Source organism: Nisaea sp., assembly GCF_040217065.1.
In the GTDB taxonomy this organism is placed as follows: Bacteria; Pseudomonadota; Alphaproteobacteria; order Thalassobaculales; family Thalassobaculaceae; genus Nisaea.
The window spans coordinates 138,058-161,634 of record NZ_JAVJNX010000008.1 but is presented as its reverse complement, the minus strand read 5'-3'; the positions used below and the strand labels follow the sequence as shown (position 1 = coordinate 161,634).

Sequence of the window (23,577 nt, the reverse complement as noted above, 5' to 3'; positions counted from 1 at the left end):
AATGGCGCGTATCGTGCAAAAGTTCGGCGGCACATCTGTCGCCGACATTGAGCGCATCAGAAATGTGGCGCTCCGAGTCAAGAAAGAGGTCGACGCCGGCAACGAAGTGGCCGTCGTCGTCTCGGCCATGGCAGGTGTCACAAACCAGCTTGTCGGCTGGGCACGCGAGATGAGCGTGCTGCACGACGCGCGGGAATACGACACCATTGTCGCAACCGGCGAGCAGGTCACCAGCGGATTGCTGGCGATGGCGCTGCAGAATCTCGGCATCAACGCCCGGTCCTGGCTCGGATGGCAATTGCCGTTCCGCACCGACGGCGTGCACAGCAATGCCCGGATCGAGGGCATCGACACGGACGAGATCATCAAACGGTTCGAGCAGGATCAGGTTGCCATTCTGGCCGGCTTTCAGGGCGTCGGACCGGACAACCGCATCACCACGCTCGGCCGCGGCGGCTCGGACACCTCGGCGGTGGCGCTGGCAGCGGCGCTGAATGCGGACCGGTGCGACATCTACACCGATGTCGACGGCGTCTACACCACGGATCCACGGATCGTGCCCGCCGCCCGCAAAATCGACAAGATCACCTACGAAGAAATGTTGGAACTGGCCTCGCAAGGGGCCAAGGTGCTGCAGACGCGCTCGGTGGCGCTGGCCATGCAGCACAATGTCAGGCTCCAGGTGCTGTCCAGCTTTATCGACGCTCCCGGCACCCTGGTCTGTGATGAGGATGAGATCGTGGAACAGCAAATCGTCAGCGGCATTGCCTACAGCCCGGAAGAAGCCAAGGTCACCGTGCGCCATGTGCCAGACAGGCCCGGCGTTGCCGGATCGATCTTCGGCAGCCTCGCCGATGCGGCCGTGAATGTGGACATGATCGTCCAGAACGTGACCGAGGACGGCAACACCACCGACATGACCTTCACCGTCGGCAAAACCGATCTCGCACGCGCCCGCCAGGTGCTGGAAAAGCTGCACGACGAACTCGGCTTCAAGGAAATCAACGCGGACCCGAATGTCGCCAAGGTCTCGGTCGTCGGTGTCGGCATGCGCTCGCAGCCGGGCGTGGCGAAGACCATGTTCCGCACCCTGGCCGACAAGGGGATCAACATCCAGGTCATCTCGACCTCGGAGATCAAGGTCAGCGTTCTGATCGCCGCCGAATATACCGAGCTCGCCGTGCGGGCCCTGCACACCGCATACGGCCTCGACGGGCCGCCGGCGGGCTGAGGCATGACAGCGGCGGTCGGGCAACACGGCTTCGGCCGCAACTCCCGCACCATGTTGCGCAGATTGCGCGATGTGATGGCGGATACGCGCGCACCGCAGGAACGTCTCGACAGCATCACTTCGATCATCGGCGCGGACATGGTGGCCGAGGTCTGCTCGATCTATGTCCGCCGCGCCGACAACCTGCTGGAGCTCTGTGCCACCGAGGGCCTGAACAAGGACGCGGTCCACCGCACGCTGATGCATTTCGGCGAGGGCCTGGTCGGCGATATTGCCGCCCGTGCCCAGTCGCTTGCCCTGTCGGACGCGCAGTCTCACCCCAAATTCGCCTATTTCCCGGAAACCGGTGAAGAGATCTACCAGTCCCTCGCCGGCGTGCCGGTGATGCGCGCCGACCGGGTTCTCGGCGTGCTGGTGGTGCAGAACCGCTCCCGCCGGCAATATTCCGACGAAGAGATCGAAACGCTCGAAACCTTTGCCATGGTGCTGGCGGAGCTGCTCGCGAACGGCGTTCTCGACGGGCAGGACAACAAGCACGACGCCCCCGTCCGCCTTGCCGGTCAGGCCGTCGCCCCCGGCGTCGGCATCGGCGCTGCACATTTCCACAAACCGAGCACCGCGATCCGCCGGGTTGTTGCCGACAACCCGGCGATCGAAAAGGATCGGCTGGACAGCGCCATGCAGGGCGTCCGCTCCCGCATCGATACACTGCTTTCGGCGCCCGACCTCGCCGAAGCCGGCGAGCATCGCGACGTGCTCGAAACCTTTCGCATGATCGCCCATGACCGCGGCTGGCTGACCCGGATGAACGACGCGATCGACAATGGGCTGACCGCGGAAGCCGCCGTTCAACGCTCCCGCGCCGACATGCGGGCCCGCCTCGGGTCGGTCCAGAATCCCTATCTGCGCGAGCGCCTCGCTGATTTCGACGATCTTACAAACCGGTTGCTCGCCCAGCTTGCGGACGGTGAGGAGAATGGCGATACAGCCGGAACGCTCGACGACGACCAGCCCTATATCGTCGTCGCCCGCTCCATGGGGCCTGCGGAGCTGCTCGACTATGACCGCAAGAACCTTGCCGGCCTCGTCCTTGAGGAAGGCTCGGCGACCGCACATGTCGCCATCGTCGCCCGGGCGCTGGATATTCCGGTCCTCGGCAACATTCCGGGCCTGCTGAGCGAGGTCAACCCTCGCGATCACCTGATCATCGACGCCGACAACAGCCAGATCCTGCTGCGGCCGACCGAAGATGTGCGGGAATATTTCCATGCCGGCCTGCGGGCCCGGGCAGAGACCAAGGCCCGCTATCAGGCCTTTCGCGACCAGCCGGCCCGGACCCTGGACGGCGTCGATATAAGTCTCCTGCTCAATGTCGGGCTGATGTTCGACCTGCAGCAGCTGGATGCCACCGGCGCTCAGGGAATAGGCCTCTACCGGACCGAAATCCCGTTCATGGTGCGCCGGGATATTCCAGACGTGGCGCAGCAGACCGAAGTCTACCGCCGGGTCCTGGACGCGGCCGGTGGCCGCCCCGTGACCTTCCGCACGCTGGATGCGGGCGGCGACAAGCATATCCAGGCCTTCGATCACAGCCCAGGCGACAATCCGGCACTCGGTTGGCGATCGATCCGGATATCGGTCGATCACCCAAGCCTGTTGCGCAACCAGATCCGGGCAATCCTGCGCGCGGCGGACGGTGAACCGGTCGACCTGATGTTTCCGATGGTCGCTACGGTCGCCGAATTCGACGTCGCACGCTCCATTCTTGATCGGGAACTCGACCGGGCCGCTCGACTGGGGGCCGCGTTACCGTCAGAATTGCGCCTCGGAAGCATGCTCGAAGTCCCGTCACTTGCATGGCAACTTCCTGAGATCTTGCGCCGGGTCGATTTTCTTTCTGTGGGTAGCAATGATTTACAGCAGTTCTTCTTCGCTGCCGACCGTGGCGACCAACGCGTGACCAATCGGTATGACGCCGTCTCCGTGCCGTTCCTGAAACTGCTCAGAGATATATCCAATACTTGTAAAAGTCACGGTAAGCCATTGACTCTATGTGGTGAGATGGCTGGATCGCGGATCGGCGCAATGGCACTTGTCGGAATCGGATACGAGAAACTGTCCATGGCGGCAGCGTCGATCGGCCCCGTGAAAGAAACAATAAGATCATTTAGTTACAGTGATTTGCAAATATTGATGTCTAATTTATTGGAATCAAAAGAAGGCTCTCTCGTTCAGCATCTGAGAGCGTTCGCGCAAGACCATCAGATACCTGCGTGAGTCATCGGATCGAAAAATCCGAATAGATCATTGATTCATTGGAGAATTTATTCTAACTTGGAACTGAGCCTGATTACTCCATGGTGCCGCAGTTTGTTTTTTTCGGAATAATGACTGCAGAAATTTTGGGGTTAGGACGACGTAATATTCGCGGGCAATAAGGTCGTGGATGATATGAGCGCAAAAGCAAAGTTGAGACTTCGGCATATCGAAGATGCCGCGTTGTCAAGTGCTGTGGACAGCCCGCCCAAAGTGAGGGCGGTCAATAATACAGCGTCGCCAAAAACGGCCTCCGGCATAAAGCTGTCCGCGCCATTCGAACATTCTTCCTCTCCGCAAGCGAACCCCGGATCAGCGGTCGGCGAAACTTTGCGCCGCCACCGAACCGAACAGAACTTTTCCCTGCGTGATATTGCGGATCAGCTCCGTATTCAGAGGAGCTACCTGGAAGCTCTTGAGACCGGTGATTTCGACCGTCTTCCCGGCCTGACCTACGCGATCGGATACGTTCGCAGCTACGCCCGGCTTCTCGACCTCGATCCGGAGGCGCTGATTCTTGACTTCAAGACCGAAGCCAAGAAGTTGCAGGAACCGACGCAGCTTTCGTTCCCGTCTCCCGCGCCCGAAGGGAAAGTTCCCGGAGGCGCCCTGGTGTTCGTTGGCGTTCTGCTGGCAGCGCTGAGCTATGGCGGCTGGTATTATTTCTCAACATCGGGAACCATGGTCTCCGACCTGACGCCGACCGTGCCGGACCGACTGGCCTTCCTGCTGGAAGAACCCGCAATCGGCTCCACCGCACCGGCAGGCAACGCGGCGATTGCGAGCGAACAGGTCGCGCAGAATGCGGAGACGCCAATTCCTTCTGCCGGCGAAACGTCATCGACCGGCAATAAGGCATCGAAGCCTGTTCAGACAGCAGCCACCGACGCGCCAATAGCGCCGACGCCGGAGAGCGTGCGGCCCGCACCGGTCACCCCGGTGGTGAGTCCGCCGCCGGCTGACGTGATCGCAACAGCGGCGACTACGGAACCCGTGACAGCAGCGCCGGAAGATCTGGTGCCGACATCGACAGATAATCCCACGCCTGATGCTGGACCCAGCACGGAAACTGTGGCGATTGAAGAGCCGATCCCGGAAGCGCCGGCAGCGTCGCCAATCTCGACCAGCGCCAGCGGCGCAGTGGTGCCCGTTCCCGCGCCGAAAGCTCCGGCGGCAGCGGAACCGGAGCAGGTTGCCAGTGCACCGGCATCGGACACCGGCTCTGAAGCGACAGCAATTCCGGACATCCCCGAGATGCCCCGCGAGGCATCTGCATCGACCGGTCGGTCCGGCGCGGAAGCAGAAGCCGCCGCGATCGACAGCAAGCCGAAACCCGTATCAGCCGTATCGCATACCGGCCCGATTATCGTAATCAGCGCCACGGACGACAGTTGGGTCCAGGTTCGCAGCAAGGAAGCCACGCCATTGCTGACACGCATCCTGCGCAAAGGCGAGCGATATGAGGTGCCGGTCCGGTCCGGGTTAAAACTGTTCACCGGGAATGCCGGCGCCCTGAAAATTTCCGTCAATGGTGCAGAAGCGCCGAGCCTCGGCCCGTTCGGCAAGATTGCCCGGAACATCCCTCTGGACGAGAGCCTGCTGACCCACACGGTCACCGACTGACACGGGCAAACGGCGATCGTCACGAAGGCATCGTTTACCCGTAGTACCTGCTTGCACTATAAGAGCGGAAACGCCATCTCGCATTGGCGAGGACAGCGAGCGGATCGATCCCATGAGCGTGCGGCCCTACCGCGACATCTTCAGACGTAAATCCCGCCAGATCTCCGTCGGCAATGTGCTGGTGGGCGGCGACGCACCGATCACGGTGCAGACCATGACGAACACCCTGACATCGGATGCCAGGGCGACCATCGCCCAGATCCAGGCCTGCGCCGATGCCGGCGCCGACATCGTGCGCGTCTCCTGCCCGGACGAAGCCTCGACGGCGGCAATGCCGGAAATCTGCAAGGCCAGTCCGGTACCGATCGTCGCGGATATCCATTTCCACTATAAGCGCGCCATCGAAGCCGCCGAGGCGGGGGCTGCCTGCCTGCGGATCAATCCGGGCAATATCGGCAGTGCCGAACGCGTCCGCGAAGTCGTGAAAGCCGCCAAGGATCACGGCTGCTCCATCCGGATCGGCGTCAATGCCGGCAGCCTGGAAAAGCATCTGCTGGAAAAATACGGCGAGCCCTGCCCCGAAGCGATGGTCGAATCCGCGCTCGATCACATCCGCATACTGGAAGACAACGACTTCTACGAGACGAAAGTCAGCGTGAAAGCTTCCGACATCTTCCTTGCGGTCGCCGCCTATCAGGGACTGGCTGACGCCTGCGATTACCCATTGCATCTGGGCATCACGGAGGCTGGCGGTTTCCGCATCGGCTCCGTCAAATCCTCCATTGGCATGGGCATGCTGCTCTGGAGCGGTATCGGCGACACCATTCGGGTCTCGCTCTCCTCAGATCCGGTGGACGAGGTGAAGGTCGGCTTCGACATCCTGAAGTCGCTCAACCTGCGCCACCGCGGCGTGAACGTTATTTCCTGCCCGTCCTGCGCCCGCCAGCAGTTCGACGTCATCAAGACCGTCGAGGTTCTGGAACAACGGCTCGCCCATATCACCACGCCTATGACGCTCTCGGTAATCGGCTGCGTCGTGAACGGGCCGGGCGAAGCGCGCGAGACCGATATCGGTTTCACCGGCGGCGGCAAGGGAACTCACCAGGTCTATATCGCCGGAATGCCGCACCACCGCCTGAAGGACGACAATGTCGTCGACCATCTGGTCTCTCTCGTCGAGGAAAAGGCGGCGGAGATCGAGAAGGAGCTGGCCGAAGCGGACGAAAGCCCGGCGCAGGCCATTTCTCCGGCGGCTTCCTGACACCCTCCGGAATTTCCAACCAACGCAAATTCACCGCATCCGTTTGAATCCGGGACGGAAACGCGGCATAAACCGAGCCTCCCCGGCATTCTGTCGGTTTCGGGGACGTTTGAAAGGACCTCAATCATGGCCAAGTTGCAGCCCGTTCGCGGCACCCACGACCTCCTCGGTGAGGACGCGCGGCGGCATCGCCATGTTATCGAGACGGCCCTCGAAACGGCGAGCCGCTATGGTTTCAGCGAAATTCAGACACCGATCTTCGAGTTCACCGAAGTCTTCGCCCGCACCCTGGGCGAGACCTCGGATGTGGTTTCGAAAGAAATGTACAGCTTCACCGACCGGGGCGATGAAAGCATCACCCTGCGCCCGGAAGGGACGGCGGGCGTGGCGCGCGCCTTCATTTCCGGCGGCCTGACCCAGGACCTCCCGCTGAAGCTGTTCTATCAGGGCCCAATGTTCCGCTATGAGCGCCCGCAGAAAGGCCGCCAGCGTCAGTTTCACCAGATCGGCATCGAGCTGATCGGCGTGCCGACACCGCAGGCGGATGTCGAGGTGATCACGGTCGGCGCCGATATTCTCGACGCGCTCGGCATTTTCGACGGCATCGTTCTGCAGCTGAACACCCTCGGCGACACCGAAAGCCGCCAGGCCTATCGCGGCGCGCTGGTCGAGTATCTGATGGGCCACAAGGACGGGCTCTCCGAGGACAGCCTCCGGCGGCTGGACGCAAACCCCCTGCGCATCCTCGACAGCAAGGATGAGGGCGATCGCAAGATCGTCGCGGGCGCTCCCTCGTTCGGCGACTACCTCAATGCGGCTTCCGAAGATTTCTACGGCACGGTCAAGGCCGGGCTGGATGCAGTCGGCATTCCCTATCAGCAGAATGACCGGCTGGTGCGCGGCCTCGACTACTATTGCCACACCGCCTACGAGTTCGTCACCGACCGGCTCGGCGCCCAGGGCACCGTGATGGCCGGCGGACGCTATGACGGGTTGATCGAGACCATGGGCGGCCCCTCCACACCGGGTGTCGGCTGGGCAGCCGGGATCGAGCGGATCGCCATGATGATCGAGGCGCCTGCCGCTCCGGCACGGCCGCTTTCCCTGATCCCGGTCGGCGCGGACGCAACCATCGCGGCAATCAAGCTCGCGCACGACTTGCGAAAGGCGGGCCGCTCTGTCGAAATGGGCTATTCGGGCAATCTCGGAAAGCGCATGAAACGGGCCAACAAACTCAATGCCAGCCACGCCGTCATCATCGGCGAGACGGAACTCGAAAAGGGCGTAGCGACGATCCGCGACCTGGATACAGGCACGCAGGTCGAAGTCGCGCTGGGCAAGATCGGGGACCATCTCGGCGCCGAGGCCTAGCGAGGCGCGCGTTGGCGGACCGCTCCGCTTCCCCGCTTTTTCAGGATCTGCACCGCTTCGCCGTCGTCGGCGTCAACCACCGGACCTGTCCCGACGCGATCCGTGAGCAGCTTTTCGTCGCTGACGAGGAGCTGCCGGTCGTCCTTCGCTCGCTCCGGGTCTTCGGTGTCGAGGAAGCCATGCCGCTCTCGACCTGTGACCGGGTGGAAGTCGCCGGTATCTTCCCGAACCCGGAAGAAGCCCGCAGCATCATCGCGAAGATCCTTTGCGCTCCCGTCGGTCTCGATCCGGCACTGCTGGAGCCGCTGCTGTACCGCCATGTTGGCGGGGACGCGGTGAGCCATCTGTTCCGTGTCGCCGCTTCCCTCGACAGCCAGGTCATCGGCGAGCCGCAGATCCTCGGCCAGATGCGGGCGGGCCACCGGCTCGCGCGCAACCTGAAATCCTCGGGCCCACTGCTCGACGCCACGATGAGCGCAGCCTTTGAAGCCGCCCGCCAGGCGCGCCGGGAGACCCGTATCGCAGAGGGGCCGGTCTCCATCGCCGCCGCCGCGCTCTCCGTCGCACGCGACGTGCATGGCGCACTGGAGCGAACCCGTGCGGTGCTGCTCGGCTCAGGCGAGCTCGGCCTCATCCTGGCGGAACAGCTTCTCAACAGCCACGGCACACCGGTCACGGTGCTTGACCGCATTGCCCGCCGAGCCGAGGCAACGGCCAGATCCATCGGGGCGCACCACGGCACCATGGACACACTTGCGGATGCGCTCGTCGATGCCGATATCGTCATCGCCGCCGTCGGAGAAGGCCGCCCCCTGCTGACTGAAGAGATGATCACGCGGACGCTGGCGAAGCGCCGCTACCGGCCGATCTTCCTGGTCGATCTGTCGGTTCCCTGCGATATCGATCCGGCGGTCAACAGGATTGACGAGGCATTCCTGTTCGATCTGGAAGATCTGGAGCGATCGGCCACCGAAGGAAAGAATGCCCGGCGTGCCGAAGCGGAGGCGGCCCGCGAGTTGGTCGATGCCGCCGTCGCCCGGTTCCTCTCGGACCAGAGCGGACGCATCGCCGCCCCCTCGATCGCGCGGCTGCGGGCTCATCTCGAAGCCATGCGCGACACCCTGCATGCGGAGCAGCGGAATCTTTCCGCCGAAGACGCGACCCGCTTGTTGCTGAAGCGCATCATGCACGGCCCGTCGGAACATCTCCGGCGCCTGGCGGCAACGGACAATCTGGACGACCGGACACTCTCCACGCTGGAGGAACTGTTCGGTCTCGACCAAGAACAAGGAGAAGACCAGTGAGCTTGCAGGCAAATCTGGAACGCGTGCTGGCCCGTCACAAGGAACTGGAAGCCATATTGGCCTCCGGTGACAGCTCGGACATTGCCAGGCTTTCGAAAGAACTCTCGGAACTCGCGCCCATTGCCCAGAAGGTGACGGAGCTGAACGACATGCGCCGGGAGTTGACCGACACTCGCGGGCTGCTGGAAGACCCGGACATGGCGGACATGGCCGGTGAGGAAATACAGCGGCTGGAAAAAGCGCTGCCGGAGCTTGAGCACGAGGTCCAGATCCTGTTGCTGCCGAAGGACGAAGCGGACGAGAAAAACGCCATTCTCGAAGTCCGGGCGGGCACCGGAGGAGACGAAGCCGCGCTGTTCGCTGCAGATCTGTTCGGCATGTACCAACGCTACGCAGCCCTGAAAGGCTGGAAGTTCGAGGTCATGGAAATCTCGGAGAATGATATCGGCGGCTACAAGGAAGCCACGGCCGAGATTACCGGCCGTTCGGTCTTTGCCCGTCTCAAGTTCGAGTCCGGCGTGCACCGGGTGCAGCGGGTGCCAGTGACGGAATCGGGCGGCCGCATCCACACCTCCGCCGCCACCGTCGCGGTGCTGCCGGAAGCCGAGGATGTCGATCTCGACATCGAGGACAAGGATCTCCGGGTCGATGTGTTCCGGGCCAGCGGCGCCGGCGGCCAGCACGTCAACACAACGGAAAGCGCGGTGCGCATCACACATGTTCCGTCAGGCATCGTGGTTTCCCAGCAGGACGAGAAGTCTCAGCACAAGAACCGGGCCAAGGCGATGAAGATCCTGCGTGCCCGTCTCTACGATCATGAGCGCCAGCGTCTTGCCAGTGAACGGGCGGCCGACCGAAAGGACCAGATCGGCAGCGGTGATCGTTCGGAACGCATCCGGACCTATAACTTCCCGCAGGGCCGGGTGTCCGACCACCGCATCAACCTCACCCTGTACAAGATCGACAAGGTCATCGCCGGGGAAGCCCTGGACGAGCTGGTCGACGCCCTGACAGCCGAAGACGAGGCCGCCCGCCTCGCCACGATGAACTGATGACGCCGGACCAGACTGGCGCGGCGCCTGTGGGCGCTCTGCTGCGGGATGCGACGCAGCGTCTGGCCGCGGAGGGAAACGACAACCCGCGGCTCGACGCCCGGCTGCTGCTGGCACATGCCCTCGGCACCGATGGCCGCCTGCATGGCCGGGAGGATGATCCGGTTTCGACAGAGGATCAGATCGCCTATGCCGCATTGCTGGCCCGGCGGATCGGCGGGGAGCCTGTCTCCCGCATTCTTGGCAACCGCGAATTCTGGAGTCTGGAATTCTCCCTCTCACCGGCCACGCTCGATCCGCGCCCCGATAGCGAGACCTTGATCGACGCGCTTCTGGAATTGCGCCTGGACCGCAACCGGGCCTATCGCATCCTCGATCTCGGTACCGGAACCGGCTGCCTCCTGCTGGCGGCGCTTTCCGAATTCCCGAATGCTGAAGGCGTCGGTGTCGATATCGATGCAGATTGCGTCGATACCGCGCGTCAAAATGCAGAGAAACTATGTCTTTCCCCGCGCGCACGAATGATCCGTTCCCGATGGGCCGATGACGTGACAGGGCTGTTCGATATAGTGCTTTCAAACCCACCATATATTCCCACGCAGGAGATCGAATCGCTGCAACCGGAAGTAAGACTTCACGATCCGATGGCAGCGCTTGATGGCGGACCCGACGGGCTGTCCGCCTACCGTAACATTGCGGATTTCCTGCATTCCCTGCTCACGGAAGATGGTCTCGCGCTGCTCGAATTTGGAGAAGGTCAGGGGCCTGATATTGCCCGCATCATGGAAACAGCGGGTCTCGTCGCGCGCGAATTCAGAAAAGACCTGGCCGGCATTGATCGATGCCTTCTGGTGCGCCGGAATTAATCAGCCGCCGCCGCCGTCCAGTGCTGCAAAGCGGGAATTAAAACTTGGAATACCGCGCTCAAACCAGTACTCTCCGTGACATGCAATAGATGCCGGAGGGGGCGTTCTGTTGCAGGAAACCATCCTGGTTATGAGACGAACAGCATTGGCTTGGGCGACGCTCGGCCGAATGCTCCGGATGATTCGATCACACACGCAGTGTGGATCGGTGTTTTGGCACGGGGCCATACTGTGGCACCCTTTAAAAACGGCAAAGTAATCGACCATGAGACAGGGTCCGCATCAGAAGCGTGGGCGAGGCCGCGGCGGTAATAACAATAACAACCGCCGTCCGAATGCCCCCAACAGAAACCAAACCTTCGACAGCAACGGTCCCGATGTCCGGATCCGCGGCAATGCGCATCAGGTGTATGAGAAATACCTGACACTTGCGCGCGATGCCTCGACCGCCGGCGACCGGGTTCATGCTGAGAGCCTATTCCAGCATGCGGATCACTATTTCCGCATCTACAGTGCCTATAACGAAGAGAACGAGGCACGCCGGAATAATTCCCAGCAGGAAAATAATCAGAATCAGGATCAACCGTCGCGCGGCGGTAACGATTCCGAAACCGGTTATTATGGACCGAGCGACGGCTACTCAGCCCCGCCCGCCACTTCCCAAACGACACCGTCCGACGACGACGCTCCGTCCCGCAAGACGCGGAGCGAGCGCCGGCAGGACGCCGAGACTGCCGAGCAGACTCAGACAGAGTCACCTCAACCACAGCAGGATCGTCCGCCGCGTCAGCCGCGCCGCCGTCGCAATGGAACTGCTCCGCAGGCTGAAGGCGCTGTCGCCGCCACTTCGGCAGAAGACAACGACGCCGCGCTCCGGGCCATGCTCGGGGCAAGCGAAGCCGGGGCAGCGAAAACTGAATCGGCGGAAAAATCCGCGTCCAGCGAAGAGCCGGAAGCAAAGCCGGTCCGCCGCCGCGGTCGTCCGCGCAAGGTTGTGGAGCAGACCGAGCCTGCCCTGCCGCTGGCCGGCGAGGACTGAGCTCTCAATCATCTTCATGAAAAACCGGTCGTCAGAAATGGTGACCGGTTTTTTTTGCTCAAACAACCGCCTGGCGGGGCCCGGCTCATCCGTCCGGATCAACGCCCCCCACCAGCGCGGTCTTGCAAGTCCATGAAGCTGGATACGCCACCCGGCAAGCTCGCGAGAATGCTGACGCGCCCGGGCGGCCCATGTCCCGCCGCTAGAATTTCTTTGAAAAGGAATATGAGCGCGAAGAACGCTGATAGCCGATGCGTTCGTAAAAGGCATGAGCTCCGGACCGGCGTTCGTTCGATGACAATGTCACGGTCGAACAGCCCAGCTGCCGCGCCAACTACTCAGCCTCGGCCATGAGCCTGCGCCCGGCCCCGCTGCCCCGCGCCCGCTCATCCACGACGAGTGACCGCATCCTCGATGGTCAAACTCCGCAGGATCAAGTCGTCCGCCGCCACAATGTGCCGCTCTCCCGGCCGGTCCGTCCTAGAGAATGCTGATGTCGTCCCCGACGCCGATGGTGCCGCCGGACGTGATCTCGACATAGATGCCGCAATCGGTATGGCCGAACCCGTTCTGCAGATCACGCGGGATCGTCAGATCGCGCTCAGCCGTCACCGGATCGACATTGGTCGCCGGACAGCGGCCGATCCGTTCGGCAACGCGGATCTCGGCCTCACCGATTTTCACCGTCTTTCCGACCCAGGTGAATTCTTCCCAGGCGGGCACCCCCTCGATCAGGAGATTGCCCCGGAACCGCAGCGGATCGACCGACCGGCCGACCACCCGCTCGAGATCGCGGACACTCTCCAGATTGATGATGGAGACAAACGGGACCTTCACATCGGAATAGGGCTGATCTCCGCTTTCGACAATGCGCGGCTGCCCCCGGCTCTCCTTCGCCATGAAAGCGGCGAAGAACTGCTCCAGGACCGTGCGCCCATTGACGTCGGTGAGCTTGCCGCTGGCGACGTTCCGTCCCTTGCGCCAGATCTGCAGGATCTCGCTCGAACCATCGAAACGCGCTTCCAGTTGAGCGAGCTTCTCGGCCTGGGCAAGCTGCAGGAAATTGGCTTTCGCCTTCCAATCCCGGTCCCCGGCCTCCGCCCGACGCGCCGACGCGCCGTGCAGAATTCCGAAACGACGGTCATTCGGGAGCATGCGCCCCGCTTCCAGCGGAACGCTCTCCAAAGATTCCCCGGTCATACCCTTGACCGGAAATCTGTAAATCTGGCTGATTTTTCCCATAGTGCACCGCACAATAAATGGCTTCGAAAGACTGTCAACTCGCTTTACCACCTCTTGCGGCGGCGGCGGTGCTCCCCATATCTGGTATGCGGGTTCCGGATGCCACACGCGGGTCCAGGAGCCTTTCAAGACGGAACGCAATCGGCGATGCTGTGATGATCGACCGTGCGTTCCGGAAAAGGCCTGCGTGCCGCCATATTGGGGCACGTGGCGCTGTATCGGCAACCTTGCGGTACGAAGGAGACAACCGTTGGATTTCGAAAAACTCTCGGAGCGTCTGCGCGGCTTCATACAATCGGCCCAGACCTATGCAACCGGCGCCGGCCACCAGCGCCTGACCCCGGAACATCTGCTGAAAGTCCTGCTCGACGATAAGGAAGGCATGTGCGCCAAACTTATCGACGCGTCGGGCGGTGATACGAAAGCGGCCCGCCTTGCCCTTGAGACCGAACTCGGCAAGCTGCCGACGGTCGAAGGCAGTGGCGCCGGACAGGTTTACCTGGCACCGGAAACCGCCCGCCTGCTCACCCAGGCGCATGAAATCTCCGAAAAGGCCGGCGACAGCTTCATCACGGTGGAGCGGCTGCTGCTCGCCATCACCATGGCGGAAGTCACGGCCGCGGCCCGCATCCTGAAGGATGCAGGTCTGACGGCGCAGGCCCTGAACCAGACCATCAATGACGTGCGCAAGGGCCGCAAGGCAGACAGCGCCACGGCCGAGAATGCCTACGAAGCGCTCGACAAATACACCCAGGACATGACCGAGGCGGCCCGCGACGGCAAGCTCGATCCGGTGATCGGCCGGGACGAGGAAATCCGCCGGACCATCCAGGTGCTGTCGCGCCGGACCAAGAACAACCCTGTGCTGATCGGCGAGCCCGGCGTCGGCAAGACCGCGATCATCGAAGGTCTGGCACTGCGCATCGTCAATGGCGATGTGCCGGAACCGCTGAAGCAGAAGCGGTTGCTGACGCTCGACCTCGGTGCGCTGATTGCCGGCGCCAAGTTCCGCGGCGAGTTCGAGGAGCGGCTTAAAGCCGTGCTTCAGGAAGTCTCCCACGCCGAAGGCGACATCGTTCTCTTTATCGACGAATTGCACACGCTGGTCGGTGCCGGTGCCGCGGAAGGCGCGATGGACGCCTCCAACATGCTGAAACCGGCCCTTGCCCGCGGCGAGCTGCACTGCGTCGGCGCCACCACGCTGGAAGAGTACCGCAAACATATCGAAAAGGACGCGGCGCTGGCCCGCCGGTTCCAGCCGGTCTTCGTGGCGGAACCGACCGTGATCGACACGGTCTCGATCCTGCGCGGCCTGAAAGAGAAATACGAACTGCACCACGGTGTGCGGATCACCGATTCGGCACTGGTCTCGGCGGCGAACCTCTCCAACCGCTACATCACCGACCGGTTCCTGCCCGACAAGGCCATCGACCTGATGGACGAGGCGGCATCGCGCCGGCGCATGGAAGTGGATTCCAAGCCGGAGAAGATCGACGAGCTCGACCGCAAGATCATCCAGCTCAAGATCGAGCAGGAAGCCCTGAAGAAGGAAGCGGACAAGGCCTCCAAGGATCGCCTCTCGAAACTCGAGGGCGAGCTGGCGGCGCTTGAGAAAACCTCTTCGGAGCTGACCGACCGCTGGCAGTCCGAGAAGGAAGTCGTGGTCGGCGTCCAGAAAATGCAGGAGAAGCTGGACAAGGCCCGTGTCGAACTCGAGAACGCCAAACGGCAGGGCAATTTCGAGAAAGCCGGCGAGCTGATGTACGGCGTGATTCCGGATCTGGAAGCCACCATCGGCCAGGCCGAAAACGCGTCCGCCGAGAAGATGGTCATGGAAGAGGTGACGGATCGCGACATTGCTTCCGTCGTCTCCCGCTGGACCGGGATTCCGGTCGACAAGATGCTGGAAGGCGAGCGCGAGAAGCTGCTGCAGATGGAGGCAAACCTGCATGCACGGGTGATCGGCCAGGACGAGGCCATTGCCGCGGTCTCCAACGCCGTGCGCCGGGCCCGTGCCGGATTGCAGGACCCGCATCGCCCGATCGGCTCCTTCCTGTTCCTCGGCCCGACCGGAGTCGGCAAGACGGAACTGACCAAGGCGCTTGCCGAGTTCCTGTTCGACGACGAGCAGGCCATGGTCCGGCTCGACATGTCCGAATACATGGAGAAGCACTCGGTCAGCCGTCTGATCGGGGCGCCTCCGGGCTATGTCGGCTATGACGAAGGCGGTGCGCTGACCGAAGCCGTGCGGCGCCGGCCCTATCAGGTCGTGCTGTTCGACGAGGTCGAGAAGGCGCACCCGGATGTCTTCAACGTGCTGCTCCAGGTGCTCGACGACGGCCGTCTGACGGACGGTCAGGGCCGGACAGTCGATTTCCGCAACACCCTGATCATCCTGACCTCCAACCTCGGCTCCGAGTTCCTCGCGGCCCAGGGCGAGGGCGAGTCGGTCGATGCCGTGCGCGAACAGGTGATGGAAGTCGTGCGCCGGGCGTTCCGGCCGGAATTCCTGAACCGGCTCGACGAGGTGCTGCTGTTCTCACGGCTCGACCGGGCGAACATGACGCATATCGTCGATATCCAGCTCGGCAACCTGCGGAAGCTGCTGGAAGACCGCAAGATCACGATCGACCTGGACGAGGCGGCGCTGCGCTGGCTCGCCGATACGGGCTACGATCCGGTCTACGGTGCCCGGCCGCTGAAAAGGGTGATCCAGCGCTCGCTGCAGAACCCGCTGGCCAACCAGATCCTGGAAGGCTCCATCCTCGATGGCAGCCATGTGACGGTGACGGCGGAAGACGGCAAGCTGATCATCAACGGCAAACCGTCCGCGCCGAGCTCCGAAGTCCGGATAGAGGCGGCGGAGTAAGTTATGTAACCACTCTCTCCCTACCAAGGGAGAGAGTGGTAGAAGTCAGAAACGCGCTGATAACACTCATTGAAATCGGGGACTTCGTCGAGTTCTTACGCGAATGTGCCCCAATCTGCCCCAGATCTATTCCTGACCTCTGGATCGTCAATTAATTTGATTTCTGGATCAATACCACGAGATCGACATTTAACTTGAAAGACTTCAAGGAGTCTTACCTTAAAATCCTCATCTAAGTATGGGTGCGCCTTAATTAAAAAATTTAGATCGTAAACATCCTGCCTTCTAATACGATCACGAGAAACCTGTTGAAACATTGCACGGTATTTTTCAGCCATTAGCTCAATTAGGCCGTAGACATATAGCGACTCTCCATCAGTGAGTTTAATGACATGAATGTCTGACAATGGTTCGTTGAATGAAATATCGACTTCAACGACATTTGGAGGATTTGACCTCTTCGAGGCACGCTCTTGTGGAGATCCGCGCCGCGCGTAAGCAATTTTTATTTTGAGAGCGGGGTAAGTGTCTTTTTCAAAACTACTTTTCCGTGGTAATTTTTTAATGCTGCTCAGGCGGACAAGAATGTCAGCGTAGCCGAGTTGGGCGGCCGAACGCGGAAGTGTTTCACTCAACTGATTTGCGATTAAATCAACGACTGCATCGCTCGCATTTAGGTTTGTTGAAAAATCTACATCAGTTGTCTGGCGTAGACTGTTATATGCCACCCCCATAAGGATCCCTCCCTTGAGGAATATTTTACCTCTTATAAGGCTTGCTACAGAAATGGCGTTTAAAAGTATGTGAGTCGCCTGTCTTTGCATCCAAGCGACGGGGTCTTCCTTTACTTGATTGACCCACGCATCAATATCGACTGGCGGGCTATCTTCACTTAACATTCAGAGAAATCATCCACTTTTCTGAGAATCTTGGCAAAAAAGGAGCATTTGGATCCAATTTTCTACTACCACCTCTTTGAGCCGATGAAATCCAAGATTCAATTTTAACATTATTTTTTACAGACAAAACTTCCTCTAAGATGTACCCGGCACGACACTTAACAATTCCAGAAACATCTTCTTGATCAATTCTATTGATTATTTCTTGCACCCAATCTCTCGCATGCCTCTCCCAAACACGGAGCACGTGACGCATACCACCGCATAAATCCGGATCTTTAAGCGATTCCAAAAAAGTTTGCCCCATCGTCGACACACATGCATGAGTCCCACGAACTTTAATACGCTCGCTAGGATTAGTGCTTTCGTGAAGTACCAACGGGCGCTTTCTGACTCGCTTCGGATGACTGACTATCGTTATCGGAACCACCGGTTCTTGATCACCATAATCACGTTCAACTATATGATTCAGAATTTTTTTTGCTGCTGGCCGATTCGGTCTCGTAATGCTCAGAGCCTTCGGACGGCGATTGGTTATCCCCCAACGCTGCATAGCTGATAAATGCGAAATGTGGCAGGTCGGATCAATTAAACAGACTATCTCTTCAGCAGGCAGGTCCTGAAGAGATAGAACTCGGAACGCCCGCCGATCATAGTCATAATCAGGCGCAATGATCTGCGCTGCCAACAAGTTACGACGCAATCTTTCATATGCAGAAGGATCCGCTTGGGTCGATCTCAAGTATAGTTTCCGCTCTTTATTTTGAGCATAAATATCTGAAATCATTACACCAATTCTATATGGAGTAATGACCGGGAGCGCCTCTAAATGAATTACATCCGCAAGGAATCGCGCCGCACGGGAGAGTCGGCTTGTCGGAGCAGGAAAGACACGATGCTGAATGATAATATTATATCCCCGCTCTGTATGTGTGTCCTCAGGACACACATACAGAGCGGGGAATTGAAAAGCAACAAGAAATTAGCTTCGCACAATTATTTATTGACTTTTCTAACAGCATCGTATATATCCTGTCCTCAGGACAGGATATATACGATGCTGGCGTATTTTTTGTGTTTTCCTAACCGAAAATACCTACAAGCGCGCCCAAACATACACAAATTCCTATCCCCCCTTCTCCAGCAGGAACCAGGTCATGTCGTCCGCCGGGAAATTCGGGTCCCTGTGATAGCAGAAGCCGTAATCGACCAGCTTGAGGTCCGGGAACCGATCCAGCAGGTCGCCGGCGAAATCCCGTTTGAACAGCCGGTCGTCGTGCCCCCTGTAGGGGATCGCGACCGGGGCCGGGTTGTAATATTCCGACAGCGCGATGTAGCGCCCGCTCGCCGCGTAGAGATTGTCATAGACGCTCGGCAGCGCGTCAGGGTTGATGTGGATGAGCACGCCGGAGGTGAAGGAGAGATCGTGCGGCGTCTCCACCTGCGGCTCCAGGATCGAGCCGTGATGCACGTTCAGCCGCTCCTGCGTCTCGAGGATCTTCACCGCTTCCGGATTGATCTCGATGGCGGAGAGTTTCGCGTCCGGCAGCAGGCTGCGCAGGGCCAGCATGTTGAGGCCAATATTCGCCCCGAACTCGACCACCGAGCCCACCGTTCCGGCCCGTGACAGGATGCGGGTGAACATCGCCGTGCGCGAGGCCAGGATGGCGGCGTCCCGGTTCCGGTCGATATAGGCATTGCCGAACGATCCGGCCCAGAAGGCTTCCTGCTCGGTACGATAGCTGTCCGTCATCGGGTTACTCCGTTCTAGCGGTGTCTCAGGCCTGCTCGGGATAAGCGCCGCTGTCATTCTTCACGGGCTGGGGGCGTTCATAAACCCCGCGATTGATAAGCGGCCAGTCCGGGTGCTGCTCCAGCAATGCCAGCACGTCCTGGTAGGTAAAGGCCGGGTTCACCGGATAGAGCGTTTCGAGAATGCGCCGGACCAGCTCGAAATCCTCCGGATGGTCCACCGTCCAGCGATGTCCTGTGATCGGCGGCTCGTGCAGCAGGTAGCGGCAGGCGAACCGGTCCTTGTTGTTGTAGAGGAAGGGTGTGACATGCTCCCTCTCCTGCCGGGCCCCGGCCTCGCGGTGCGCCGCCATCAGGGCCGTGCCCCGGATCCCCTCCGCATCCAGCCCCATGGGCAATGTGCGCGGGGTGGTGTTGGAGACGTAATCGAGCGGCGGGTTGCTGTCCCGCAACGTCTCGACAACCTGATCCACCAGTGCCGGATCGATCAGCGGGCAATCGGCGGTCAGGCGCACGACGAGATCTGCCGCCGCCATGTCCGCCGCTTCGGCATAGCGCGACAGCACATCCGCTTCCGAGCCGCGCCAGACACGCAGCCCCGCGCCCTCGACAAACTCCGCCACCGGATCGTCCGTCGCGTTCACCGTGGTGGCGACGACAATCTCGTCCACCGTCCGGCAGCGGCCGACACGTTCAAGCTGGTAGGCGAGCAGCGGGCGGCCAAGGACCTGCTTCAGCACCTTGCCGGGCAAACGCGACGAGGTCATGCGCGCCTGGATGATCACAACAGTTTTCACGAAATGCCTGTCCCCGCCCCAATTCCCAGCATGGCGTCGATCACCCGTTCCGCCCCGCGCCCGTCGACAAGGGCCGATGCGGTGGCGGAGAGATTTCGGCGCACGTCTGAATCTTGCAACACCCTGACGGTTTCCGCCACCAGTTGCTCCGCCGGGCAGTCCGCAAAGCGGCCGAGATAGAGTGCGGCGCCCCGGGCCGCCATGCCTGCGCCCACCGGTTCTTCCACCGGAACACTGGCGCCGAGGATCATCGGCGTGCCCTGCAAGGACAGCTCCCAGACCGTGGAGCCGGCAGAGGAAATCGCCAGATCCGCCTTGCCGATCAACGCCGCCATATCCGTCACGCAGCGGTGATAGGCAATCATCGGGCCCGCATCCGCCGGCGGTTGCCAGATGCTCGCCGGGCCGATCACCGCATCGACATGGCCATCGCCAAGACCAGCTTTCAGCAGCGCTTGCGCCGCCGCCTGCGCCAGTGCCTCAAGATGCCCGCCGGGATCCGACCCGCCGACCAGCACGAGAATACGCTGCGGCCGGTCGGGGATCCTGCGGGGCGGCACGGCACGGCGCATATCGGCACGGATCAGGGCATAACCGGGTCCGGCCAGGACCCTTGCCCCGGTAAGCCCGGTATACTGATCGGGCGATGCCTGCACGTTCTGGTTCAACAGTAGATCGCAGGGATAACGCTCCGCCGATGCCGCATCGTCGAGCAACAGGATCGGCAGACCCGCGTTGTGAACAAGATCGAGATAGCCGGGCGTCGCGAAGGAACCGTCGACAACCAGCCAGCGTGCGCCGATCCCGGCTGCCGCCACGGCAAACTCAGCGCCGGTATCCAGTGTGGCAAACGTCCGGTGCTCGATACCCGTATCATCGAGCCGGGCCAACACCGGATCGGGCAGCGCCGCACCGGAAAAAAACACCGCTTCACCGCCCTGCGCGCACCAAGTTTCCGCCAGCGCGAAACAGCGCATGGCATGACCGAGACCGATCCGCGCGTCGGCGTCGGCCCGAATTGCCAGCATCCCCGGACTCACCCTGCGGCCATCCCTTCTATCCCCCGGTAAAAAAAGCTATTCTGGCGACTTCGCAGCACCAAGTCACGGGAACCATGGCCAGCACCTTCGAGATCAACGGACGCCCTGTCGGCCCGGATCACCCGCCCTATGTCGTGGCGGAGCTGTCCGGTAACCATAATGGCGATATCGGTCGTGCCCTTGCCCTGATCGATGCCGCCAAGGCGGCGGGCGCCGACGCGGTGAAGATCCAGACCTATCGGGCGGACACCATCACCATCGATCATGACGGCCCGGAATTCCTGCTCAACGACGGGCTTTGGAAGGGCCGGCGGCTCTATGAACTCTACGAGGAAGCCCATACCCCCTGGGACTGGCATGCGGAGCTGTTCGCCCATGCCCGCAATCTTGGCATCACGATGTTCTCCGCGCCGTTTGACCCGACGGCGATTGAACTGCTGGAGCGTCTGCACGCCCCGGCCTACAAGATCGCCTCTCCGGAAATTGTCGATCTCGACCTGATCGAGCTGTGCGCGCGAACGGGAAAGCCACTAATCATCTCAACCGGTATGGCCAGTTTCGAGGAGATTGAGGAAGCGGTTGCCACAGCCCGCGCCGCCGGGGCGACGGAGATTCTGGTCCTGCACTGCACCAGCGGCTACCCGACGCCGGTCGATCAGGCCAATCTCTCCACGATCACTGACCTGACGAAACGTCTCGATGTGGCGATCGGCCTCTCGGACCACACACTGGACAACATCGTTGCCGCCGCCGCCGTCGCGGTGGGTGCGGTGCTGGTCGAAAAGCATTTCACCCTGAGCCGGGCCGATGGCGGTGTGGACAGCACCTTCTCGCTGGAGCCGGCGGAGCTGGAGAAACTGGTCAAGGATCTGCGTTCGGTGCATGCCGCGATCGGCCAGCCGAACTACCGGCCGACGGCGGCGGAAAAAATCACCCTGCCGATGCGCCGTTCCCTCTATGTGGTCGCGGATATTGCTTCCGGCGAGGCCTTCACCCGGCAGAATGTCCGCTCGATCAGGCCCGCCAACGGCATGCCGCCCCGGCATCTGAAAAGCGTTCTCGGCAAGACCGCGACCCGCGCGCTGAAGCGCGGCGAGCCGCTGGCATCGGACATGATCCAGGGCTTCACGGTCTGACATGACGGACAGTGCCCCGCAGACCCTGCTGCATCAGGCCCTGCAAAAACACCAGTCAGGCGATCTCGCCGGAGCGGCGCCGCTCTATCAGCAGGTGCTCAAAGCCCGGCCGCAGCATCCCGATGCCTTGCACCTTCTCGGCTTCCTGCTGCACCAGGCGGGAAAACCTACCGAAGGTCTGCAACTTATCGAGGCGGCCATCGCCGTCGCCCCCCGGCAGGCCAGCTTCCGCAGCAATAGGGCCCGGGTCCTGCAGCGCCTCGGGCGGCACACGGACGCGGATATCGCTTTCCGGTCCGCACTGGTGCTCGATCCCACCGATGCAAATACATTCCGGGAACTCGCCGAGGCACGACGCGCCGATGGTCAGATCGTCGCGGCCGCTCCGCTGTTCCATCGTCTGCTCAGCTTGAGCCCTTCGGACCCCGTTGCCCTTCTCGCCGAGGCAACGAGCCGTATAGATCTCGGCCGGCATGACGCAGCACGGCATCTGTTGCGGAAATGCCTGCTGGTCGCCCCGACCCTGATCGAGGCATCCAACAGCTACGCTTTTCTCGGGATCACCGCCCTCGCCCTTGCCGAATCACGCCGATGGTTCCGGCGGACCGTTGCAGTTCAGCCGCGCTATGCCGCGCCCTATTCCGGTTTGTCTGAAGTCAGTTACTTCGAAGGTGATGTAACGGCCAGTCTCGGCTTTTCCGAGCAGGCCCTCGCCCTGACTCCGGATGATCCGCAAATCCGGGTTCGCCACGGCATCCGCCTGCTCTCGGCCGGGCATGTCCGGGAGGGCTGGCAGAATTTCGAGTGGCGCCTGAAACGGCCGGATGCGGTGCAACGCCTCGGCCTGCCTCCCCGCTGGCAGGGAGAACCCCTTTCCGGCAAACGCATCCTTGTCTGCGCGGAAGAAGGTGTCGGCGACGAAATTCTCTATGCGTCACTGATCCCCGACCTGCTGACCGCCGGCGCATCCGTCGTGATCGAATGCGCACCGCGTCTGGTCGACGTCTTCCGGCGTTCCTTCCCGGAGTGCCTCGTGCATGCTTATGCAAGGAGTGGCGATCGTTTCAGACCTGTGCATGATTGCAGCTGGCTGCCGCAGGACCCGCCCGTCGATTACGCAATCGCCGGCGGCAGCCTGCCGGCGCTCCTGCGGCCCGATCTCGCGTCTTACGATCGTCAGCGCCCCTACCTCACCGCCTCACAGGAAAGAGTCAGCCTGATGCGGCAGAAACTGTCCCGCCTGCCGCCTGGTCCACGGATCGGGTTTGCCTGGAGATCAAAGGTGCGCGACCCTTTCCGCGACCTCTTCAACACCCGGCTCGACGATTGGCGGGATCTGCTGACAGACCCGCATCTGCAGATCGTCTCCATGCAATACGGTACCGGGTGGGAGCAGGAGATCGCCGAAGCGCGGCATGCATTCGGTGCCCGCCTGCACGTGTTCGACGGTGTCGACATGACGAATGATTTCGAGGATATTTTCGCCTTGGCCGCTTCTGTCGATTGTCTGGTCTGCCCAAGCAGCACACTGGTCTGGGTCGGGGCCAGCCTGGACAAACCCGTCTTTCAGTTCACACTCAGGCCGTATTTCCCGCAGTTCGGCACGGATATCTGCCCGGGGTTTCCGACAGTGACCTGTTTTCTCAAACGCGCGGCGGAGAATTGGAACAAGGTGACGGACGCCGTCACCGCATCCGCCCGAACCCTGTGAGCCCCGGAATGAAACCTCACTTCTTATCGTGCGGCGTTCTCACCATCCGGCCAAGCGGCTAAGCTTCC

At 61.4% G+C, this 23,577-nt stretch carries 18 protein-coding genes; 12 read left to right on the top strand and 6 right to left on the bottom strand.

All coding sequences use genetic code 11. The annotated features are described in order from the left end of the window. The first annotated feature begins 1 nt into the window (after position 1). The 9 genes from RH950_RS09835 (at position 2) to RH950_RS09795 (ending at position 12,063) form a co-directional block, all read left to right on the top strand. Positions 2–1,231: an aspartate kinase gene (locus RH950_RS09835; protein ID WP_350056191.1), complete on the top strand. Its 1,230-nt coding sequence runs from the start codon at positions 2–4 to the stop codon at positions 1,229–1,231. Between the two features lie 3 nt (positions 1,232–1,234). Further along, a complete protein-coding gene (gene ptsP / locus RH950_RS09830; protein ID WP_350056189.1) occupies positions 1,235–3,508 on the top strand; it encodes a phosphoenolpyruvate--protein phosphotransferase in 2,274 nt (757 codons plus the stop codon). Positions 3,509–3,877: 369 nt separating this feature from the next. After that, the gene (locus RH950_RS09825; protein WP_350056187.1) at positions 3,878–5,170 is read left to right on the top strand and encodes a RodZ domain-containing protein; all 1,293 of its coding nucleotides are present in this window, start codon (positions 3,878–3,880) and stop codon (positions 5,168–5,170) included. Positions 5,171–5,282: 112 nt separating this feature from the next. Next, a complete protein-coding gene (gene ispG, locus RH950_RS09820) occupies positions 5,283–6,431 on the top strand; it encodes a flavodoxin-dependent (E)-4-hydroxy-3-methylbut-2-enyl-diphosphate synthase (RefSeq protein WP_350056185.1) in 1,149 nt (382 codons plus the stop codon). A gap of 126 nt (positions 6,432–6,557) precedes the next feature. Beyond that, positions 6,558–7,802, top strand: a complete 1,245-nt coding sequence (gene hisS / locus RH950_RS09815) for a histidine--tRNA ligase (protein ID WP_350056183.1) — start codon at positions 6,558–6,560, stop codon at positions 7,800–7,802. Positions 7,803–7,813: 11 nt separating this feature from the next. Beyond that, positions 7,814–9,106 (top strand): glutamyl-tRNA reductase, encoded by a 1,293-nt coding sequence (gene hemA / locus RH950_RS09810; RefSeq protein ID WP_350056181.1) that lies wholly within the window; start codon positions 7,814–7,816, stop codon positions 9,104–9,106. After that, entirely contained in the window at positions 9,103–10,158 is a 1,056-nt protein-coding gene (prfA, locus tag RH950_RS09805; protein WP_350056179.1) for a peptide chain release factor 1, read from the top strand. Before hemA ends, prfA begins: the two co-directional genes overlap by 4 nt. Beyond that, positions 10,158–11,024: a peptide chain release factor N(5)-glutamine methyltransferase gene (gene prmC / locus RH950_RS09800; RefSeq protein WP_350056177.1), complete on the top strand. Its 867-nt coding sequence runs from the start codon at positions 10,158–10,160 to the stop codon at positions 11,022–11,024. Before prfA ends, prmC begins: the two co-directional genes overlap by 1 nt. 265 nt (positions 11,025–11,289) lie before the next feature. After that, positions 11,290–12,063: a DUF4167 domain-containing protein gene (locus tag RH950_RS09795; RefSeq protein ID WP_350056175.1), complete on the top strand. Its 774-nt coding sequence runs from the start codon at positions 11,290–11,292 to the stop codon at positions 12,061–12,063. 480 nt (positions 12,064–12,543) lie between these two features. Here RH950_RS09795 and RH950_RS09790 read toward each other — a convergent pair whose 3' ends face one another. Next, on the bottom strand, positions 12,544–13,305 hold the full coding sequence (locus tag RH950_RS09790) for an MOSC domain-containing protein (protein ID WP_350056173.1): 762 nt from the start codon (positions 13,303–13,305) through the stop codon (positions 12,544–12,546). 250 nt (positions 13,306–13,555) lie between these two features. On the opposite strand from RH950_RS09790, the gene clpB reads away from it, so the two are divergent. Next, positions 13,556–16,174: an ATP-dependent chaperone ClpB gene (gene clpB / locus RH950_RS09785; protein ID WP_350056171.1), complete on the top strand. Its 2,619-nt coding sequence runs from the start codon at positions 13,556–13,558 to the stop codon at positions 16,172–16,174. Positions 16,175–16,269: 95 nt separating this feature from the next. On the opposite strand, the gene RH950_RS09780 is transcribed toward clpB, so the two are convergent. From RH950_RS09780 to RH950_RS09760, 5 genes are all read right to left on the bottom strand, one after another. Next, a complete protein-coding gene (locus RH950_RS09780) occupies positions 16,270–17,073 on the bottom strand; it encodes a nucleotidyl transferase AbiEii/AbiGii toxin family protein (RefSeq protein ID WP_350056169.1) in 804 nt (267 codons plus the stop codon). Beyond that, positions 17,063–17,860 carry a hypothetical protein gene (locus RH950_RS09775; RefSeq protein WP_350056167.1) on the bottom strand — a complete coding sequence of 266 codons (798 nt, stop codon included), beginning with the start codon at positions 17,858–17,860 and terminating at the stop codon, positions 17,063–17,065. The genes RH950_RS09780 and RH950_RS09775 overlap by 11 nt, the downstream gene beginning before the upstream one ends. A gap of 339 nt (positions 17,861–18,199) precedes the next feature. Further along, positions 18,200–18,826: a pseudaminic acid biosynthesis-associated methylase gene (locus RH950_RS09770; RefSeq protein WP_350056165.1), complete on the bottom strand. Its 627-nt coding sequence runs from the start codon at positions 18,824–18,826 to the stop codon at positions 18,200–18,202. 25 nt (positions 18,827–18,851) lie between these two features. After that, on the bottom strand, positions 18,852–19,622 hold the full coding sequence (locus RH950_RS09765) for a cytidylyltransferase domain-containing protein (protein WP_350056163.1): 771 nt from the start codon (positions 19,620–19,622) through the stop codon (positions 18,852–18,854). Continuing rightward, positions 19,619–20,650 (bottom strand): PseG/SpsG family protein, encoded by a 1,032-nt coding sequence (locus tag RH950_RS09760; RefSeq protein WP_350056162.1) that lies wholly within the window; start codon positions 20,648–20,650, stop codon positions 19,619–19,621. Before RH950_RS09760 ends, RH950_RS09765 begins: the two co-directional genes overlap by 4 nt. 86 nt (positions 20,651–20,736) lie before the next feature. Here RH950_RS09760 and pseI point away from each other — a divergent pair, with 86 nt between their 5' ends. Then, the gene (gene pseI, locus RH950_RS09755; RefSeq protein ID WP_350056160.1) at positions 20,737–21,798 is read left to right on the top strand and encodes a pseudaminic acid synthase; all 1,062 of its coding nucleotides are present in this window, start codon (positions 20,737–20,739) and stop codon (positions 21,796–21,798) included. 1 nt (position 21,799) lies between these two features. After that, entirely contained in the window at positions 21,800–23,509 is a 1,710-nt protein-coding gene (locus tag RH950_RS09750; protein WP_350056158.1) for a tetratricopeptide repeat protein, read from the top strand. The last annotated feature ends 68 nt before the right edge of the window (positions 23,510–23,577 follow it).

Bases quoted from the DNA above. Each gene is read 5' to 3' on its own strand.
- RH950_RS09835 (WP_350056191.1), top strand. From the start codon at position 2: ATGGCGCGTATCGTGCAAAAGTTCGGCGGCACATCTGTCGCCGACATT.
- ptsP (WP_350056189.1), top strand. From the start codon at position 1,235: ATGACAGCGGCGGTCGGGCAACACGGCTTCGGCCGCAACTCCCGCACC.
- ispG (WP_350056185.1), top strand. From the start codon at position 5,283: ATGAGCGTGCGGCCCTACCGCGACATCTTCAGACGTAAATCCCGCCAG.
- hisS (WP_350056183.1), top strand. From the start codon at position 6,558: ATGGCCAAGTTGCAGCCCGTTCGCGGCACCCACGACCTCCTCGGTGAG.
- prmC (WP_350056177.1), top strand. From the start codon at position 10,158: ATGACGCCGGACCAGACTGGCGCGGCGCCTGTGGGCGCTCTGCTGCGG.
- RH950_RS09795 (WP_350056175.1), top strand. From the start codon at position 11,290: ATGAGACAGGGTCCGCATCAGAAGCGTGGGCGAGGCCGCGGCGGTAAT.
- RH950_RS09790 (WP_350056173.1), bottom strand. From the start codon at position 13,305: ATGGGAAAAATCAGCCAGATTTACAGATTTCCGGTCAAGGGTATGACC.
- RH950_RS09780 (WP_350056169.1), bottom strand. From the start codon at position 17,073: ATGTTAAGTGAAGATAGCCCGCCAGTCGATATTGATGCGTGGGTCAAT.
- RH950_RS09775 (WP_350056167.1), bottom strand. From the start codon at position 17,860: ATGATTTCAGATATTTATGCTCAAAATAAAGAGCGGAAACTATACTTG.
- RH950_RS09770 (WP_350056165.1), bottom strand. From the start codon at position 18,826: ATGACGGACAGCTATCGTACCGAGCAGGAAGCCTTCTGGGCCGGATCG.
- RH950_RS09760 (WP_350056162.1), bottom strand. From the start codon at position 20,650: ATGCTGGCAATTCGGGCCGACGCCGACGCGCGGATCGGTCTCGGTCAT.
- pseI (WP_350056160.1), top strand. From the start codon at position 20,737: ATGGCCAGCACCTTCGAGATCAACGGACGCCCTGTCGGCCCGGATCAC.
- RH950_RS09750 (WP_350056158.1), top strand. From the start codon at position 21,800: ATGACGGACAGTGCCCCGCAGACCCTGCTGCATCAGGCCCTGCAAAAA.